Source organism: Blautia sp. An249, assembly GCF_002159835.1.
Classification (GTDB): Bacteria; Bacillota; Clostridia; order Lachnospirales; family Lachnospiraceae; genus Blautia_A; species Blautia_A avistercoris.
On the sequence record NZ_NFJL01000001.1, the window covers coordinates 168,324 to 184,906 of the forward strand.

General features: G+C 46.1%; 17 protein-coding genes. 14 read left to right on the forward strand and 3 right to left on the reverse strand.

The genetic code is table 11. The features are described from left to right. Positions 1 to 22: 22 nt before the first annotated feature. The gene (locus B5F53_RS00795; protein WP_242970196.1) at positions 23 to 1,786 is read left to right on the forward strand and encodes a 2Fe-2S iron-sulfur cluster binding domain-containing protein; all 1,764 of its coding nucleotides are present in this window, start codon (positions 23 to 25) and stop codon (positions 1,784 to 1,786) included. A gap of 18 nt (positions 1,787 to 1,804) precedes the next feature. Beyond that, positions 1,805 to 1,975, forward strand: a complete 171-nt coding sequence (locus B5F53_RS00800) for a DUF362 domain-containing protein (protein WP_087218312.1) — start codon at positions 1,805 to 1,807, stop codon at positions 1,973 to 1,975. A 69-nt stretch (positions 1,976 to 2,044) separates the two neighbouring features. Here B5F53_RS00800 and B5F53_RS00805 read toward each other — a convergent pair whose 3' ends face one another. Further along, positions 2,045 to 3,256 carry a dicarboxylate/amino acid:cation symporter gene (locus B5F53_RS00805; RefSeq protein ID WP_087218315.1) on the reverse strand — a complete coding sequence of 404 codons (1,212 nt, stop codon included), beginning with the start codon at positions 3,254 to 3,256 and terminating at the stop codon, positions 2,045 to 2,047. Positions 3,257 to 3,555: 299 nt separating this feature from the next. Here B5F53_RS00805 and B5F53_RS00810 point away from each other — a divergent pair, with 299 nt between their 5' ends. From B5F53_RS00810 to hydG, 3 genes are read left to right on the forward strand one after another with little or no spacing between them, the layout of a single operon-like run. Beyond that, positions 3,556 to 3,813, forward strand: coding sequence for a TM1266 family iron-only hydrogenase system putative regulator (locus B5F53_RS00810; RefSeq protein WP_442856274.1), 258 nt, complete (start codon positions 3,556 to 3,558; stop codon positions 3,811 to 3,813). A gap of 6 nt (positions 3,814 to 3,819) precedes the next feature. After that, positions 3,820 to 4,872, forward strand: a complete 1,053-nt coding sequence (gene hydE, locus B5F53_RS00815) for a [FeFe] hydrogenase H-cluster radical SAM maturase HydE (RefSeq protein WP_087218321.1) — start codon at positions 3,820 to 3,822, stop codon at positions 4,870 to 4,872. Positions 4,873 to 4,895: 23 nt separating this feature from the next. Next, positions 4,896 to 6,314: a [FeFe] hydrogenase H-cluster radical SAM maturase HydG gene (gene hydG, locus B5F53_RS00820; RefSeq protein ID WP_087219041.1), complete on the forward strand. Its 1,419-nt coding sequence runs from the start codon at positions 4,896 to 4,898 to the stop codon at positions 6,312 to 6,314. Between the two features lie 47 nt (positions 6,315 to 6,361). Here the strand turns inward: hydG and B5F53_RS00825 are convergent, their stop codons facing one another. Continuing rightward, positions 6,362 to 6,841: an S-ribosylhomocysteine lyase gene (locus tag B5F53_RS00825; RefSeq protein WP_087218324.1), complete on the reverse strand. Its 480-nt coding sequence runs from the start codon at positions 6,839 to 6,841 to the stop codon at positions 6,362 to 6,364. Positions 6,842 to 6,919: 78 nt separating this feature from the next. Beyond that, a complete protein-coding gene (locus B5F53_RS00830; RefSeq protein WP_087218327.1) occupies positions 6,920 to 7,450 on the reverse strand; it encodes a dihydrofolate reductase family protein in 531 nt (176 codons plus the stop codon). A gap of 212 nt (positions 7,451 to 7,662) precedes the next feature. On the opposite strand from B5F53_RS00830, the gene trpS reads away from it, so the two are divergent. From trpS to trpA, 9 genes are all read left to right on the forward strand, one after another. After that, positions 7,663 to 8,667: a tryptophan--tRNA ligase gene (gene trpS / locus B5F53_RS00835; protein WP_087218330.1), complete on the forward strand. Its 1,005-nt coding sequence runs from the start codon at positions 7,663 to 7,665 to the stop codon at positions 8,665 to 8,667. A 6-nt stretch (positions 8,668 to 8,673) separates the two neighbouring features. Then, entirely contained in the window at positions 8,674 to 9,618 is a 945-nt protein-coding gene (locus B5F53_RS00840; RefSeq protein WP_087218333.1) for an AEC family transporter, read from the forward strand. A 427-nt stretch (positions 9,619 to 10,045) separates the two neighbouring features. Continuing rightward, entirely contained in the window at positions 10,046 to 11,533 is a 1,488-nt protein-coding gene (gene trpE, locus B5F53_RS00845; RefSeq protein ID WP_087218336.1) for an anthranilate synthase component I, read from the forward strand. Beyond that, positions 11,530 to 12,105: an anthranilate synthase component II gene (locus B5F53_RS00850; protein ID WP_087218339.1), complete on the forward strand. Its 576-nt coding sequence runs from the start codon at positions 11,530 to 11,532 to the stop codon at positions 12,103 to 12,105. Before trpE ends, B5F53_RS00850 begins: the two co-directional genes overlap by 4 nt. Positions 12,106 to 12,117: 12 nt before the next feature. Beyond that, complete coding sequence (gene trpD, locus B5F53_RS00855) at positions 12,118 to 13,128, forward strand: anthranilate phosphoribosyltransferase (protein ID WP_087218342.1); 1,011 nt, start codon at positions 12,118 to 12,120, stop codon at positions 13,126 to 13,128. A gap of 11 nt (positions 13,129 to 13,139) precedes the next feature. Next, positions 13,140 to 13,940, forward strand: a complete 801-nt coding sequence (trpC, locus tag B5F53_RS00860; RefSeq protein WP_087218345.1) for an indole-3-glycerol phosphate synthase TrpC — start codon at positions 13,140 to 13,142, stop codon at positions 13,938 to 13,940. Next, the gene (locus tag B5F53_RS00865; RefSeq protein WP_087218348.1) at positions 13,937 to 14,548 is read left to right on the forward strand and encodes a phosphoribosylanthranilate isomerase; all 612 of its coding nucleotides are present in this window, start codon (positions 13,937 to 13,939) and stop codon (positions 14,546 to 14,548) included. Before trpC ends, B5F53_RS00865 begins: the two co-directional genes overlap by 4 nt. Next, positions 14,545 to 15,729, forward strand: coding sequence for a tryptophan synthase subunit beta (gene trpB / locus B5F53_RS00870; RefSeq protein ID WP_087218351.1), 1,185 nt, complete (start codon positions 14,545 to 14,547; stop codon positions 15,727 to 15,729). Before B5F53_RS00865 ends, trpB begins: the two co-directional genes overlap by 4 nt. Then, the gene (gene trpA / locus B5F53_RS00875; RefSeq protein WP_087218354.1) at positions 15,722 to 16,495 is read left to right on the forward strand and encodes a tryptophan synthase subunit alpha; all 774 of its coding nucleotides are present in this window, start codon (positions 15,722 to 15,724) and stop codon (positions 16,493 to 16,495) included. The genes trpB and trpA overlap by 8 nt, the downstream gene beginning before the upstream one ends. The last annotated feature ends 88 nt before the right edge of the window (positions 16,496 to 16,583 follow it).

Genomic DNA, 16,583 nt, shown 5'->3' on the forward strand with positions numbered 1-16,583 from the left:
GTTAAGAAAGGAATAGAATGCTATGTATGAAGTATACGGAGGAATGCTGAAAGAAGATATTGTCTGTACAATTGACGGGAAGAGAGTAGTCTGTCCGCCGGAGTCTTCAATTTTGGATGCCGCCAGATCTGCAGGGATTGAAATTCCTACTTTGTGTTATCTGAAAGGGCTGACTCCCACCGGAGCATGCGGGATTTGTGCAGTAGAAATTGAAGAAGAAGGGGAAAGAATCATTCGTCGCGCCTGCCGTGTCCGGGCAAAAGATGGTATGGTGATTTATACCAGCACACCGGCTGTGGATGCGTACAGAAGAGAACGATTAATGGAAATTTTAGACAGACATCCCAATGACTGTCTGACCTGTCAGAAAACAGGCGGAAATTGTCAGCTTCAAAATGTTTCCTATCTGTTTGGAATCAATCCGGCGAACCGACATGTGTCCGGAAGAGGAAAGGACGATTCCAGTCCGGCTATGATACGGGACATGGATAAATGTATTGCATGCGGACGGTGTGTGACAGTCTGTGAAGAAGTTCAGAAGATTGGCATTTACGAGATGAAATGTAATGAGAAAACAGGAGAACGTTACGTAAATACCAAAAAGGATGTAAATCTGTCAGCTACAGAATGTATTAATTGCGGTCAGTGCGTAAAAGTCTGTCCGGTTGCCGCGCTGACGGAAAAGGACAGTGTACATAAGGCTATAGCCGCTTTGGACGATCCCAATACAACGGTTGTATGGCAGATGGCTCCTGCAATTCAAAACACACTGGGGGAAGAATTCGGTCTTTCCCCGGGTACAGATGTCACGAAAAAAATCGCAGCAGCTATGAAACAACTGGGAGGGTATGCGTTTACCACGGACTTCAGTGCTGATGTGACAATTATGGAAGAAGGAACAGAGTTTATCCAGCGAGTGACAAAAGGCGGCGTGCTGCCAATGATGACGTCCTGCTGTCCGGGCTGGGTGAAATATATGGAATATAACTATCCCGATCAGCTGGAACATCTTTCCAGCTGCAAATCCCCCCAGCAGATGTTCGGGGCTCTGGTGAAAAATTATCTGCCGGAGAAAATTGGTGTACCTGCTGAAAAGATTTGTCAGATTTCGATTATGCCCTGTGTGGCGAAAAAGTTTGAACGTGACAGGACAGAAATGGAAAGTGAAAAGGGACGGGATGTGGATATTGTACTGACTACCAGGGAAGCGGCAAAATTATTTAAACTTCGCGGTATCAGCCTCGCAGATATTCAGGAAGAAGAATTCGATGACTTTATGGGAGAAGGATCGGGTGCCGGACGTATTTTCGGAACAACCGGAGGCGTTATGGAGGCAGCTCTTCGTACAGTGGTCTGGAAGCTGACCGGCGGAAAAATCGATCAGATTGATTATCAGGAAGTCAGAGGATATAAAGGGCTGAAAGAAGCGTCTGTGGTGATTGGAGATCTGGAAGTAAAGGTTGCCATTGTAAATGGGATTGGAAATGTAAAGCCTGTTATGGAGGAGGTTCGTTTAGGAAAATCCCCCTATCATTTTATTGAAGTTATGGCCTGTCCCGGCGGCTGTCTCAATGGCGGAGGAGCGCCGCTGACAGTTTCTCCGGATATGGTTGCAAAGAGAAAAGATAAAATGTATGAAAGTGATAAAAAAAGCCAAATTCGGAGATCCCATGAAAATAAAGAAGTTCAAAAGCTTTACGAAGAGTACCTGAAAGAACCCTGTGGTCATATTTCCCATCACCTGCTGCATACAACCTATACGGATCGCAGCGGGGAAGTAAAATAGGAAAGGCAAGGTGTATATATGGCTTTCGTTATAACGAACCGCTGCGTAAAGTGCGGCGCCTGTGAATCGGAGTGTCCGAATAAGGCGATAGTGGAAGAAGAAAAAAAGTTCAGTATCAACTACAGAAAATGCCTGGAATGCGGAAACTGTATTGACGTCTGTCCCAATAAGGCGATAGATGAAATGTAAGTTCCGAAAACAAAAAAGCCTCTAAACAGATGATTTTATCTGTTTGGAGGCTTTTTTCAAAAGCAGTATTTACAAATCAATAGAAATATGGGTCTCCTGCATGTTGTGCTTTTTGGCGTATCCGGTAAGGATTAGTGTAAGTGCGCCGTCTCCGGTTACGTTGCAGGCTGTTCCGAAGCTGTCCTGCAAAGCGAAGATGGTCAGCATCAAAGCTGTTCCCGCTTCATCAAATCCCAGAACTCCGGTAATAATTCCCAGGGAAGCCATAACTGTTCCCCCCGGCACTCCCGGAGCGCCGATGGCGAAGATTCCCAGAAGCACACAGAATAAAATCATGGTTCCGAGGCTTGGAAGGGATCCGTAGAGAATCTTGGAGATCGTCATACAGAAAAAGACTTCGGTTAATACAGAACCGCACAGATGAATATTGGCAAATAAAGGAATACCGAAATCCACCATGTCTTTCCGTAAAGGTTTTGCTTTTTCTGCACACTGAAGGGCTACTGCCAGGGTAGCGGCCGAGGACATGGTTCCGACGGCTGTTAAATAGGCAGGGCCGTAATGGCGGACAACTTCCAGAGGATTCTGGTGGGAATACATACCTGCCAGAAAATACAGAAGAGTCATCCAGATATAATGTCCTACCAGGACAATGAGAATGACCTGAAGGAAAATAGGAAGCTGCTTCGTTATGGAACCCTCATAGGCCAGGGAACAGAAAGTTACACCGATAAAAAACGGAAGAATCGGAATAATAACTTTCGATACAATGGATAAAACAATCTTCTGGAATTCATCCAGAATGCCGGTAATTAGCCGGGACTTATTCCAGGTGGCGGCAAGACCGATTAAAACCGAGAAAACAAGGGCGCTCATCACGGACATAATCTGGGGAATTTCCAGTTCAAAAACCACTTCCGGAAGGGTCTTCAGTCCTTCCACATCGGTTACGATGGACAAATGGGGAATCAGGCCGTAGCCGGCTCCCATGGAGAATAAAGCAGCACCGAGAGAAGAAGCGTATGCCAGAAGAATGGCAATTCCCAGCATCCGGGAAGCATTGTTTCCCAGTTTCGTAATGGACGGGGCAATAAAGCCGATGATAATCAGCGGCACACAGAAATTAATGAGCTGTCCCAGAACGTATTTTAAGGTAACAACTACATTGAGAATTCCGGCAGTTACCCCGGAGCCGTCGGTGGCATTTAAAGCAAGACCTATCAGGATGCCCAGAACAACGCCAACCAACAGTTTGAATGGCAAACTTTTAAAAAATTTCATAGAATAAAATCTCCCTCCTACTGTATAAAAAATCGTTCTTTTTTAATTTATACAGATAAATACAGAAATATTATAACGGCTTTAGAAAAAAAGCACAACCATATACTTATTTTTTTAGAAGTATTGTTATTTTTGTTCAAAAATGGTATGCTTATTTCATCCATACCCCAAAGATTCGTCTGAGGGGAAAGGGCCGTAAACAAGATTGAAGAGTCGTATTGCGCCCGTTTTGGATACGGGCGCTTTTTATATCCTGCGATATAAAAAAGCGTACCGCGCAGAAAATGATTAAAGGAGGAATGCGGGTGGAAACAAGAATCGCGGTTATGGGAATTATTGTGGAAGACAAGGAGTCAGTAGGAGAGCTGAATGCCCTTCTCCATCAGTATGGAGAATATGTGGTGGGAAGAATGGGCGTACCCTACCGTTCCAGAAACATTTCAGTAATCAGCGTTGTTCTGGACGCGCCAAATGAAGTCATAAGCAGTCTGTCCGGAAAAATAGGAATGCTGAAGGGAATTTCCATTAAGACCGTATATTCTAAGATGCCGGAATAAAATTGTATGGAAAAAAACTGGAAGATGCTGGCAGATAAGCTGGCTAAAAACCATAATCTGGAAGCAGAAGAGCTTCTCTGGCTCTATCTGAACCGGAACAAAGAAAGAAATCAGTATCTGTATGAAACAGCCAGGAAGGTCAGGGAAGAAATTTACGGAAAAGAGATTTACATACGCGGGCTGATTGAGATTAGTAATTACTGCAGGAACGACTGCTATTACTGTGGAATCCGCAGAAGCAACCAGAAGGTCCGCCGATACCGACTCAGTGAATCTCAGATCTTAGACTGCTGCAGAAAAGGATACGCTCTGGGATTTTACACCTTTGTTCTCCAGGGAGGAGAAGACGGATATTATACTGATGAACGTCTGGCGAAAATTATATCTTCCATAAAGCGGGAATTTCCCGACTGTGCTGTGACCCTTTCGCTGGGAGAGCGATCCCGGGAGAGTTATCAGAGGCTTTATGACGCGGGGGCGGACAGATACCTGCTTCGCCATGAAACGGCGGACTGCAGGCATTACCGGAAGCTGCATCCGAAGGAATTATCTCTGGAACACCGGATGCAGTGTCTGGAAGAGTTAAAGGAAATCGGCTATCAGACAGGGGCAGGATTTATGGTGGGTTCTCCCGGGCAGACGCCGGAATGCCTGATTAAGGATTTCTGTTATTTAAAGAAACTGGCGCCGGAAATGGTAGGGATTGGCCCTTTCCTTTCCCATAAGGATACGCCGTTTCGGGACTGTGAGAACGGGACGCTGGAAGATACCCTGTTCTGTCTGGCAGTGGTGCGCCTTTTACTTCCGCAGGTACTGCTTCCTGCTACGACAGCCCTGGGGACAGTAGATCCCACAGGAAGGAAAAAAGGAATCCTGGCGGGAGCAAATGTGGTGATGCCCAATCTGTCGCCCCAGTCGGTGCGGGAAGACTATCTGCTGTACGATCACAAGGCGTCAACAGGAGTGGAGTCTGCAGAAGGACTGAAGGAACTGGAAAAAGAGATGGAATCCGTGGGCTTTCAGGTGGTAAAAGCCAGAGGAGACTGGAAACAAAAATAAAATGAAAGAGATGGGTGAAAAAATTGTACAATGTAAATTCAACAAAAGCAGAAGAGTTTATTGATGATCAGGAGATCTTAGATACCCTGGAATATGCAAAAAAGAATAAAAACAATAAGGAACTGATTGCCTCATTGATTGAGCGGTCCAAAGACTGTAAAGGTCTGACCCACAGAGAAGCAGCCGTCCTGCTGGAATGTGAAGACGAAGAACTGATTGAGAAAATGTATAAGACAGCCAAGGAGATTAAGCAGAAATTTTACGGGAACCGGATTGTAATGTTTGCTCCGTTGTATCTGTCTAATTACTGTATCAACGGATGTGTTTACTGTCCCTACCATGCAGTGAACAAACATATCCGCAGGAAAAAACTGACCCAGGAGGAAATCCGTCAGGAGGTAATCGCCCTGCAGGATATGGGACATAAACGTCTGGCCCTGGAGACAGGAGAAGACCCCAAAAACAATCCCATTGAATATGTCCTGGAGAGTATTAAAACCATTTACAGCATCAAACATAAGAACGGGGCAATCCGCCGCGTAAATGTAAACATTGCTGCCACAACGGTAGAAAATTACAGGAAATTAAAAGAAGCAGGCATAGGTACCTATATCCTGTTCCAGGAAACTTACAACAAAAAGAGTTATGAAGAACTGCATCCCACCGGTCCCAAGAGCGACTATGCTTATCACACAGAAGCCATGGACAGAGCCATGGAAGGCGGCATTGACGACGTAGGCTGCGGCGTTCTGTTCGGACTGGATATGTATAAATACGATTTTGTGGGACTTTTAATGCATGCGGAACATCTGGAGGCACGTTTCGGGGTAGGCCCTCATACCATCAGTGTTCCCCGTATCTGTCCTGCAGATGACATTGACACGGCAGACTTTTCCAATGCAGTGCCGGATGATATTTTCCAGAAGATTGTGGCAGTTATCAGGATTGCAGTGCCTTATACAGGAATGATTATTTCCACCAGAGAATCCCCCAAATGCAGAGAGAAAGTTCTGGATTTGGGAATTTCTCAGATTAGCGGAGGCTCCAGAACGTCTGTGGGCGGCTATGTGGAAGAAGAGGAGATCGAAGAAAATTCCGCTCAGTTTGACGTCAGTGACAGAAGAACTCTGGATCAGGTGGTAAACTGGCTGCTGGAACTGGGATACATCCCCAGCTTCTGTACTGCCTGCTATCGGGAAGGCAGAACGGGGGACCGGTTTATGCAGCTGGTAAAATCAGGACAGATTGCAAACTGCTGCCAGCCTAATGCCCTGATGACTTTAAAGGAGTATCTGGAAGATTATGCCTGTCCGGATACGAAAGAAAAGGGACTTAAGGTGATTGAGGAAGAACTGAAACACATTACCAGAGAGAAAACCAGAGAAATCTGTATACAGAGATTAAAAGAAATTGAACAGGGAAGCCGGGATTTCCGGTTCTAGAAAGGAAAAAGAGCCTTCCGGGTGTGAAAACCGGAAGGCTCTCATTATTATTTCGGATAGACCAGACGATCGGCCGGAATGTGATACAGCACTTCATCCAGATATTTCTTAGCCAGGTATTTGGCCATATTCAGATTCATATCCAGGTAGTTTCCGCAGTCTTTGGCAGAAGCTCCGGGAATCTCTCCTTCAAAGTCCCGGATAAACTCAAAAGTTTCAATCATCAGAGGCACAATATCAGAAGACTCATAGTCTCCCTGGAGGAGCAGATAGTTCCCGGTACGGCATCCCATAGGTCCCCAGTAAATCATTTTCGGCCCGAAGGTCTTGTGGTTTCTGAGAAACGTGGCTGCCAGATGCTCCATGGCATGTAATTCGGCCGTATTCATAACCGGTTCTTCATTGGGAGAAGTCATACGAATATCAAAGGTGGTAATGACAGTATCACCCACGGGATCCTTGCGGGATACATACACGCCTGGCTGAAGCTTTATATGGTCAATGGTGAAACTGGTTATCTTTTCCATGAAAAACACTCCTTTTATACAATTTCCTTTATTTTAACAGAGAATGAATCCGGTGGCAATAAAGGAATGGGGATAAAATCATCTGTGCTCATAGACAAGATCTGTAATTCCGTTATAGCTTTGTGTTTTTATAAGGGAGAGTTTTTGTTCTACGGGAAATTCCTGAAACAATCGGATGCCTTTTCCAAGCAGAGTGGGGATGACAGATATGGAATACCGGTCAATCTGTCCCGTCGGCATAAGCTGGCTTATGAGATTTGCCCCGCCGCAAATCCAGATATTTTTTCCGTCTTCTTCTTTTAGTTTTTTCAGGAGACTGGCGGGATTCTCCTTCGTAAAGCGAATTTCCTCTGTAGATTCCTGCGGATGATGGGTAAATACATAGGTTGTCATCCCTTCGTAAATCCATTCACCGGGAGAAAGTTCGGTGACGATCTGATGATAGGTATTCCATCCCATGAAAATAGTGTCCACGCCTTTTATAAAATCTGTATATGTGTCCATATCATCCCGGGAGCTGTCCTGTCCGTTCAGCCACTGGATTTTGCCGTTTGGGTCTGCGATATAACCATCCAGACTCATTGCAATAAATAAAACCGATTTCCTCATTTTTATCCCTCCATATTTATTTTACAGTATAGAAAATGACTGTTTACCTGTAGTCTTTGCTGGTTGTAATGATTTTTACACATAATTCTTATTTTTTCAATTCAGTGTTATTATGGCATGGACGTACAGATGGCGTAAACAGTTGACTTCCTAAAGTTGCAGTGATACACTAAAACACGATAAAAAGAGTCAGACAGTTGGAGGAGAAGATTATGATAGATGGAAAGAAAGTACTTTTCAGCGGAATGCAGGCCACAGGAAATCTCACCCTGGGAAATTATCTGGGGGCTTTAAAAAACTGGGTAACTCTCTGTGACGAATACCAGTGTTTTTACAGCGTGGTAGATATGCATTCCATTACTGTAAGGCAGGATCCGGCCGCTTTGAGAAAACGCGCCAGAAATCTGCTGACCTTATATATTGCAGCAGGACTGGATCCGGAGAAGAACTGTATTTATTATCAGTCCCACGTTTCCGGACATGCAGAGCTGGCATGGATTCTGAATTGCTATACGTATATGGGCGAACTGAACCGGATGACCCAGTTTAAAGACAAGGCGTCCAAACATGCAGATAATATCAATGCCGGACTGTTTACGTATCCGGTTTTAATGGCGGCTGATATTCTGCTGTATCAGGCAGATGTGGTGCCGGTGGGAATCGATCAGATGCAGCATCTGGAATTAACCAGAAATGTGGCAGAACGGTTTAACAATATTTATGGAGATGTTTTCACGGTTCCGGAAGCCTATATCGGAAAAGTGGGAGCCAAGATCATGAGCCTTCAGGAGCCCACAAAGAAGATGTCCAAATCAGACGAAAATCCCAACGGAAGTATTTATCTGATGGACGATCCGGATACAATTATGAGAAAATGCAAACGGGCCGTAACCGATTCGGAAGCCTGCATCTGCTACCGGGATGAACAGCCGGGAGTGAAGAATCTGATTGATATTTACAGTGCATGTACGGGCAAAACACCGGATGAGACCGTGAAGGAATTTGACGGGAAAGGCTACGGAGAGTTTAAAATGGCCGTAGGAGAAGCGGTGGTAGGAGTATTAAAACCTCTTCAGGATGAATTCTACCGTCTGCAGAAGGACAAGGCATATCTGGATTCCATTATCAAAGAGAATGCAGAAAAAGCCAATTACTATGCAACGAAAACTCTGCGCAAGGTACAGAGAAAAGTTGGATTCCCGGACAGAATCCGGTAAGAAAAGATGGAATATTTATCCTTTGGAATCCGCATGACGGTGCCCATGTTCCTGGTGATGGCCGTGGGCGGATTCCTGTTTCACAGAGGCGTGGTATCGGAGGATTATGCAAAGCGGACCAATCAGGTAGTCTTTCAGACGGCTCTTCCGGCCATGCTGTTTCAGGATATAGCCGAAACAGATCCCCAAAGCCTAATGGATGGAAAGCTGATTCTGGCGGGGCTTCTGGGAACCCTGCTGGTATTTCTCATAAGCTGGGGGCTGGCAGAAAAGACTATCGGTATCCCGGGGAAGGTGGGAGCTTTCGTCCACGGATCTTACAGAGGAAATTTTGTTTACATCGGCCTTCCTCTGATTATGAATATTCTGGGAAGGGATACCCTGACCTGCGCACCATCGGTAATTGCTACAGTCCTTCCGGCTTATAACATTTTTGCGGTCTTTATTCTGACCATAAAAAATAAAAATGCACAGAAGGTACAGGTGGGAAAGATTGCCCTGGAGATTTTGAAAAATCCTATGATTCTTGCTATTCTGGCAGGTCTGCCCTTTAGTATCTGGCAGATTTCTCTTCCGTATGTACTGGATCAGGCAGTTGGTTATCTGGGAGATCTGGCCATGCCTTTGGCGCTGCTGCTTATCGGAATGAATATCCATGTAAAAAATCTGAAATCCCATTGGAAGATAACGGCCATGGCCTGTGTCTGTAAGCTGGTGCTTTCTCCGGCGGTGGGTCTGTGTCTGGGATGGCTTTTGGGCGTTTCCAATGAGGCGATGGTGACCTTATTTGTACTGTTTTCCGTACCTTCTGCGGCCAATTCCTATATTATGACCAGAAGCATGAACGGAGACGGGGAGCTGGCGTCCAGTATCGTTGCCGGAACCACTCTGGTATCGGTTATCACCCTTGCGGTTGGGATTTCTGTTTTGAAAATGGTTCAAATTGCATAATTTTTTGTTATTTTTTAGTTGACTTTTTAGAAAAGAGGGTGTATCCTTAGTTCATCAGTTTAATACGGAAAACCGTAGAAGCGGAGATAACGGTAGTACATGCGCCCACAGAGAGTCCGGGGAGGTGAGAGCCGGACGGAAATGCAGATTATCAAATGGACCGCAGAGGGCACAGTGAAAGGCCAAAAGCCGAGTATTCTGTGACGTGAGGCATACGTTAGTTGCCGGAGATATGTCAGTATCTTGCAGAGCGTGTGGGAAAACCCATAAATCAAGGTGGCACCGCGGGAAATATGAGCACCCGTCCTTGACAGAAGTAGATTCTTCTGTCAAGGACTTTTTTTATGTAATAGGAAATTCCGTCGGATTTCCTATTACATAAAAATCGCTCCGCGCAGAAAAATTTCAGAGCCAGGAGGTAGTCAGTATGTATCCGACGTTAGAAGAAGTAGAAAAAATTGCAGCAAATGGAGACTATGGACGAATACCGGTCTGCATAAAATTATATGCGGACAGTTATACGCCGGTGGAAGTAATGAGGATTTTAAAGGCCGCCAGCCGACATTGCTATCTTCTGGAAAGCGCCGAAAACAACCAGAAATGGGGACGTTTTTCTTTCCTGGGGTATCAGCCCACCATGGAAATTATCTGTACCAATGGTAATTTAAGAATCTGTCGGGGCGAAGAAGGAGAAGGCCCTCAGGTGCAGACAGAAGAGACACGTAATCCCCAGAAGACCGTAAGAGAAATCCTGAAATCCTGTAAAAGCCCGAAAATTCCGGATATGCCGCCCTTTACAGGCGGGCTGGTCGGCTATTTTTCTTATGACTATATTAAATATGCGGAGCCCAGACTGAAGCTGGAATCCATGGAAAATGCAGATTTCCGGGATATGGATTTGATGCTGTTTGATAAAGTAATTGTATTCGACCATTATAAACAGAAGCTGATTCTGATTGCAGGTGTTGAGACAAAGAACCTGAAAGAGTCTTATGAAAAGGCCGGACGGGAACTGGAGAAGATGAAAACCCTTTTGAAAGAAGGCAGAAAGGCTGTATTTCCTCCTCTGAAGCTGGAGGAAGAATTAACGCCGGAATTTCCGGAAGAAGATTACTGTGAAATGGTAAGAAAAGCCTGCCGCTATATCCGTGAAGGAGACATTTTCCAGGTGGTGCTTTCGGATCCTCTGACAGCGAAAGCGAAAGGGAGCCTGTTTGATACCTACCGGGTATTAAGGTGCACCAATCCATCTCCCTATATGTTCTATTTTTCCAGCGATGACGTGGAGATTGCAGGAGCCTCTCCTGAAACTCTGGTGAAACTGGAAGACGGAGTGCTTCATACCTTTCCTCTGGCGGGAACCAGACCCCGGGGAAAAACAGAAGCGGAAGATCAGAAACTGATGGAAGAACTGCTGAAAGATGAGAAAGAACTTTCCGAACATAATATGCTGGTGGATTTAGGACGAAACGATATAGGAAAGATCAGTGAACTGGGAAGCGTGCAGGTGGAAGAGTATTTAAATATCCATAAATATTCTCACGTAATGCATATCGGTTCTACAGTAAAAGGAAAGCTTCATCCCAGGAAAGATGCTCTCGATGCAGTGGATGCGATTTTACCGGCAGGAACTCTCTCCGGAGCTCCCAAATTAAGAGCCTGCGAAATCATTCAGGAACTGGAAGGCAGACAGAGAGGAATTTACGGCGGAGCCATCGGGTATCTGGATTTCACCGGAAACCTGGATTTATGCATTGCCATCCGTCTGGCCTATAAGAAAAACGGAAAGGTCTGCGTCCAGTCAGGAGCTGGAATCGTAGCGGACAGCGTGCCGGAAACAGAGTTTCAGGAATGCTGCAATAAGGCCAGGGCAGTGGTTGCAGCCATGGAAACAGCACAGGAGGGATTGGAATGATTTTATTAATTGATAATTACGACAGTTTTTCTTATAATCTGTTCCAGTTAATCGGGCAGTTTCAGCCGGATATAAAGGTTATCCGAAATGACGTAACCACCATAGAAGAAATCCAGGAGATGAATCCGGAGGCCATTGTAATTTCTCCCGGGCCGGGACGGCCGGAGAATGCAGGAATCTGCATTTCGGTGATTCAGAAATTCGCAGGCCGGATTCCCATTCTGGGTGTCTGCCTGGGACACCAGGCCATATGCAAAGCTTTTGGGGGAGAAGTGGGATATGCCTCCCACCTGATGCATGGAAAGCAGTCACGCCTGAAAATAGCAGAAGAGAGTCCTTTATTTCAGGGCTTGACAGAGCCGGTGGATGTGGCCCGTTACCATTCCCTGGCAGCAGAGAAAAACCGTCTTCCTGCCTGCCTGAAGATAACGGCACAAACAGAGGACGGGGAGATTATGGCGGTGGAACACAGAGAATATCCTGTTTACGGACTGCAGTTTCACCCGGAATCGGTGATGACGCCTCAGGGCGCAGTTTTTATAAAGAATTTCATTGACAGAATAAAGAAATAGGAGGCAGCGATTATGATTCAGGAAGCAATTAAAAAATTATCGGGAAAAGAAAACCTTACTTACGAAGAAGCCGAGCAGGTGATGAATGAAATCATGAGCGGAGAGACCACACCGGTACAGATGTCTGCCTATTTGACGGCTCTTTCCATAAAGGGAGAAACCATAGATGAAATTACCGCCTCAGCGGCAGGAATGAGAAATCACTGTATCAAACTTCTTCACAACATGGATGTACTGGAAATTGTGGGGACGGGAGGAGACGGCGCCAATTCTTTCAATATTTCCACAACTTCCGCTCTGGTAATAGCGGCAGCCGGCGTGCCGGTGGCAAAACACGGAAACCGGGCGGCGTCTTCCAAATGCGGAGCCGCAGACGTACTGGAGGCCCTGGGAGTGAAAATCACGCTGACACCGGAGAAAAGCGCCGAACTTTTAAAGAAAATCGGAATCTGTTTCCTGTTTGCCCAGAACTATCACATTGCCATGAAATACGTGGCTCCAGTGAGAAAGGAGCTGGGAATCCGGACAGTTTTCAATATTCTGGGGCCTCTTTCCAATCCGGCCGGAGCGAATATGGAACTGATGGGAGTTTATGAAGAGGCCTTGGTGGAACCTCTGGCACAGGTTATGATGAAACTGGGAGTAAAGAGAGGCATGGTGGTTTACGGACAGGATAAGTTAGATGAGATTTCCATGAGCGCCCCCACCTCTGTATGTGAGATAAAAGACGGATGGTTCCAGTCTTATACCATTTCTCCGGAAGATTTCGGTTATCCCCGGTGTGATAAAGAAGAATTAAAGGGAGGAACTCCTCAGGAAAATGCCAAAATAACCAGAGACATACTGGAAGGGAGAGAAAAAGGACCCAAACGTCAGGCAGTATGTTTGAATGCGGGAGCGGCTCTCTATATTACAGGAAAAGCAGACTCTATGAAAGAAGGAGTGCGTCTGGCAGAAGAACTGATTGACAGTCAGGCAGCGCTTAAGAAACTGGAAGCCTTTATCAGTGAAAGCAATCAGTAAGAGGAAACGTTATGAATATTTTAGAAGAAATTGCAGAAAAAACCAGGGAAAGAATCCGCCTGGAAAAACAGAAAATTCCACTGGAAGAAGTCCAAAAACTTGCAGAAGCCAGAGCGGGGAACCGGGAATTTCCCTTTGAAAAAGCCATGAGAAAACCGGGGATGTCTTTCATCTGTGAAGTGAAAAAAGCCTCCCCTTCCAAAGGGGTAATAGCAGAAGATTTCCCGTATACAGAGATTGCAAAGGAGTATGAGCAGGCAGGGGCGTCAGCCATCTCCTGTCTGACAGAACCCTATTATTTTCAGGGAAAGGATTCTTATCTGGAAGAGATTGTAGAAACGGTATCCATCCCTGTTCTGCGGAAAGATTTTACCATAGACGAATATATGATTTATCAGGCAAAAGCCATGGGAGCCAGCGCAGTCCTTCTGATTTGCGCCATCCTGGATGACGGAGAATTAAAAGCCTACGGACAGCTTGCAAAAGAGCTGGGACTGTCCGCACTGACAGAGGCTCATACGGAAGAGGAAATACACAGGGCCCTTCAGGCAGACGCCGGAATCATAGGGGTAAATAACCGGGATTTAAAGACCTTTCAGGTAGATGTCAGAAACGGACTGAAACTGAGGGATCTGGTGCCGGAAGATCGGATTTTTATCTCTGAGAGCGGAATCAGAGGGCCGGAAGAAATCGCCCTTCTGTATGAAAAGAAAACCGACGGAGTCTTAATCGGAGAAACTTTTATGAAAGCGGCGGATAAAAAGAAGATGCTGGAAAATCTGCAGCAGAACCTGCCGGGAGGAAACGTATGAGTAAGATTAAAATCTGCGGGCTGAGCCGCCCGGAGGACGTGGCCTTTGTCAATGAGGCAAAACCAGACTATGCCGGTTTCGTTATTCAGGTTCCCAAAAGCATCCGAAACGTATCCGTGCAGACTCTGTACCGGCTGCGAAAACAGTTAAGGGAAGAGATTCCGGCGGTGGGAGTATTTGTAGACGCGCCTCTGGATCTGGTTGTAAATCTGTGTCGGAATAAGATCCTGTCTTATGTACAGCTTCACGGCCAGGAGAACGGGGAATATATCAAACGCCTGAAAGAACAGACGGAAGTGCCGGTGATTCAGGCATTCTCCATCAGCAGCCGGGAAGACGTTCAAAAGGCGGCTGCAAGTCAGGCAGATTACCCTCTTTTGGATCACGGAAGGGGAGGAACCGGGGAAAGCTTCGACTGGTCTTTGATTTCCCATATGGAACGGCCGTATTTTCTGGCAGGAGGTCTGACCTCGAAAAATGTGGGAGAAACCATTGAAACCCTTCATCCCTTTGCCGTGGATATGAGCAGTTCCGTGGAGACAGACGGTAAAAAAGATTATGAAAAAATTATGGCGGCAGTGGCCGCAGTAAGGAGTGCAGACAGATGACGAAAGGAAGATTTGGGGTACACGGCGGGCAGTATATGCCGGAAACACTGATGAATGCAGTGATAGAGCTGGAAGAGGCCTATGAAAAATATAAAAAGGACGAAACATTTCAAAAGGAACTGACTACCCTGCTGAATGAATATGCAGGACGGCCGTCCCGTCTGTATTATGCAAAACGAATGACAGAAGACTTAAAAGGAGCAAAAATCTACCTGAAAAGGGAAGATTTAAACCATACGGGAGCCCATAAGATTAATAACGTATTAGGACAGGTGCTCCTGGCGAAAAAAATGGGAAAGACCAGGGTAATTGCAGAGACAGGAGCAGGACAGCACGGGGTGGCCACAGCCACGGCAGCAGCCCTGATGGATATGGAATGCGAAGTCTTTATGGGAGAGGAAGATACGAAGAGGCAGGCGTTAAATGTGTATAAAATGCGGCTTCTGGGAGCAAAGGTCCATCCGGTTGCCAGCGGTACCGGGACACTGAAAGATGCGGTTTCAGAAACCATGAGAGAGTGGACCAGCCGGATAGAAGACACCCATTATGTTCTGGGATCCTGCATGGGTCCCCACCCATTTCCAACGATTGTACGGGATTTCCAGGCAGTCATTTCAAAGGAAATCAAAGAACAGATTCTGGAAGCGGAAGGGCGGCTTCCCGATGCAGTACTGGCATGTGTGGGAGGAGGCTCCAACGCAATCGGAGCGTTTTATCACTTTATTGAAGAGGAAAATGTGCGTCTGATAGGGTGTGAAGCTGCAGGACGGGGTGTGGATACCTTCGAGACGGCGGCTACCATTGCCACCGGACGTCTGGGAATTTTCCACGGAATGAAATCTTATTTCTGCCAGGATTCTTACGGACAGATTGCACCGGTCTATTCTATTTCAGCCGGTCTGGATTATCCGGGAATCGGACCGGAACACGCATATCTGCATGATATAGGAAGGGCAGAATACGTGGCCATTACCGATGAAGAAGCAGTGGAAGCCTTTGAATACTTATCCAGAACAGAAGGAATTATTCCCGCCATCGAAAGCGCCCATGCCATTGCCCAGGCAAAGAAAATGGCGGCGCAGATGAGGCCGGATCAGATACTGGTGATTAATATTTCCGGACGGGGAGACAAGGACTGTGCAGCCATTGCCCGTTACAGAGGGGAGGATATTTATGAGTAGAATAACAGACGCATTTCAGGGGGGAAAGGCTTTCATACCGTTTATTACCTGCGGAGATCCCTCTCTGGAGATTACAGAACAGCTGGTATATGCCATGGAAGAAGCAGGAGCAGATCTGATAGAACTGGGGATTCCTTTTTCTGATCCCACAGCCGAAGGTCCGGTGATTCAGGAGGCCAATATGAGATCCTTAAGTCAGGGGACAACTACCGATAAAATCTTTGATATGGTGGAGCGAATCCGTGAAAAAACCAGGATTCCCATGGTGTTTATGACTTATGCCAACGTAGTATTTTCCTATGGGACAGAGAAGTTTCTGGATCGGGCTTCTAAAGCCGGAATGGACGGACTGATTCTGCCGGATGTGCCCTTTGAAGAAAAGGAAGAGTTTGAAGCGCCGTGTCAGGAGAGGGGAATGGAACTGATTTCCTTAATCGCCCCCACCTCCCATGAACGGATTAAAGAAATTGCCGGAAAAGCAGGAGGTTTTATTTACTGTGTTTCTTCCCTCGGTGTAACCGGAGTAAGAAGCAAAATCACCACGGACGTGGGCGCCATGGTGCAACTGGTAAAAGAGACAAAGGAGATTCCCTGTGCTGTCGGCTTTGGAATTTCCACGCCGGAGCAGGCAGAGGAAATGGCGAAAAAAGCAGACGGCGTCATCGTAGGAAGCGCTATTGTAAAATTATGTAAGGAGTACAAAGAGGCCTGCGTTCCTTATGTGAAAGAATATGTAAAAAGCATGAAAGAAGCAGTCAGCCGATAAAATTCCGAATATCGCTTTTGCAATCCATATATCTGTGCTAAAATGAAAAAAGCATAAAACGATGAAAGCAGAAGGAAAGAGGAGAAAA

Bases quoted from the DNA above. Each gene is read 5' to 3' on its own strand.
- B5F53_RS00795 (WP_242970196.1), top strand. From the start codon at position 23: ATGTATGAAGTATACGGAGGAATGCTGAAAGAAGATATTGTCTGTACA.
- B5F53_RS00850 (WP_087218339.1), top strand. From the start codon at position 11,530: ATGATTTTATTAATTGATAATTACGACAGTTTTTCTTATAATCTGTTC.
- trpS (WP_087218330.1), top strand. From the start codon at position 7,663: ATGATAGATGGAAAGAAAGTACTTTTCAGCGGAATGCAGGCCACAGGA.
- B5F53_RS00810 (WP_442856274.1), top strand. From the start codon at position 3,556: ATGCGGGTGGAAACAAGAATCGCGGTTATGGGAATTATTGTGGAAGAC.
- trpA (WP_087218354.1), top strand. From the start codon at position 15,722: ATGAGTAGAATAACAGACGCATTTCAGGGGGGAAAGGCTTTCATACCG.
- B5F53_RS00840 (WP_087218333.1), top strand. From the start codon at position 8,674: ATGGAATATTTATCCTTTGGAATCCGCATGACGGTGCCCATGTTCCTG.
- B5F53_RS00865 (WP_087218348.1), top strand. From the start codon at position 13,937: ATGAGTAAGATTAAAATCTGCGGGCTGAGCCGCCCGGAGGACGTGGCC.
- B5F53_RS00825 (WP_087218324.1), bottom strand. From the start codon at position 6,841: ATGGAAAAGATAACCAGTTTCACCATTGACCATATAAAGCTTCAGCCA.
- trpD (WP_087218342.1), top strand. From the start codon at position 12,118: ATGATTCAGGAAGCAATTAAAAAATTATCGGGAAAAGAAAACCTTACT.
- B5F53_RS00830 (WP_087218327.1), bottom strand. From the start codon at position 7,450: ATGAGGAAATCGGTTTTATTTATTGCAATGAGTCTGGATGGTTATATC.
- hydE (WP_087218321.1), top strand. From the start codon at position 3,820: ATGGAAAAAAACTGGAAGATGCTGGCAGATAAGCTGGCTAAAAACCAT.
- trpC (WP_087218345.1), top strand. From the start codon at position 13,140: ATGAATATTTTAGAAGAAATTGCAGAAAAAACCAGGGAAAGAATCCGC.
- trpE (WP_087218336.1), top strand. From the start codon at position 10,046: ATGTATCCGACGTTAGAAGAAGTAGAAAAAATTGCAGCAAATGGAGAC.
- trpB (WP_087218351.1), top strand. From the start codon at position 14,545: ATGACGAAAGGAAGATTTGGGGTACACGGCGGGCAGTATATGCCGGAA.
- B5F53_RS00805 (WP_087218315.1), bottom strand. From the start codon at position 3,256: ATGAAATTTTTTAAAAGTTTGCCATTCAAACTGTTGGTTGGCGTTGTT.
- B5F53_RS00800 (WP_087218312.1), top strand. From the start codon at position 1,805: ATGGCTTTCGTTATAACGAACCGCTGCGTAAAGTGCGGCGCCTGTGAA.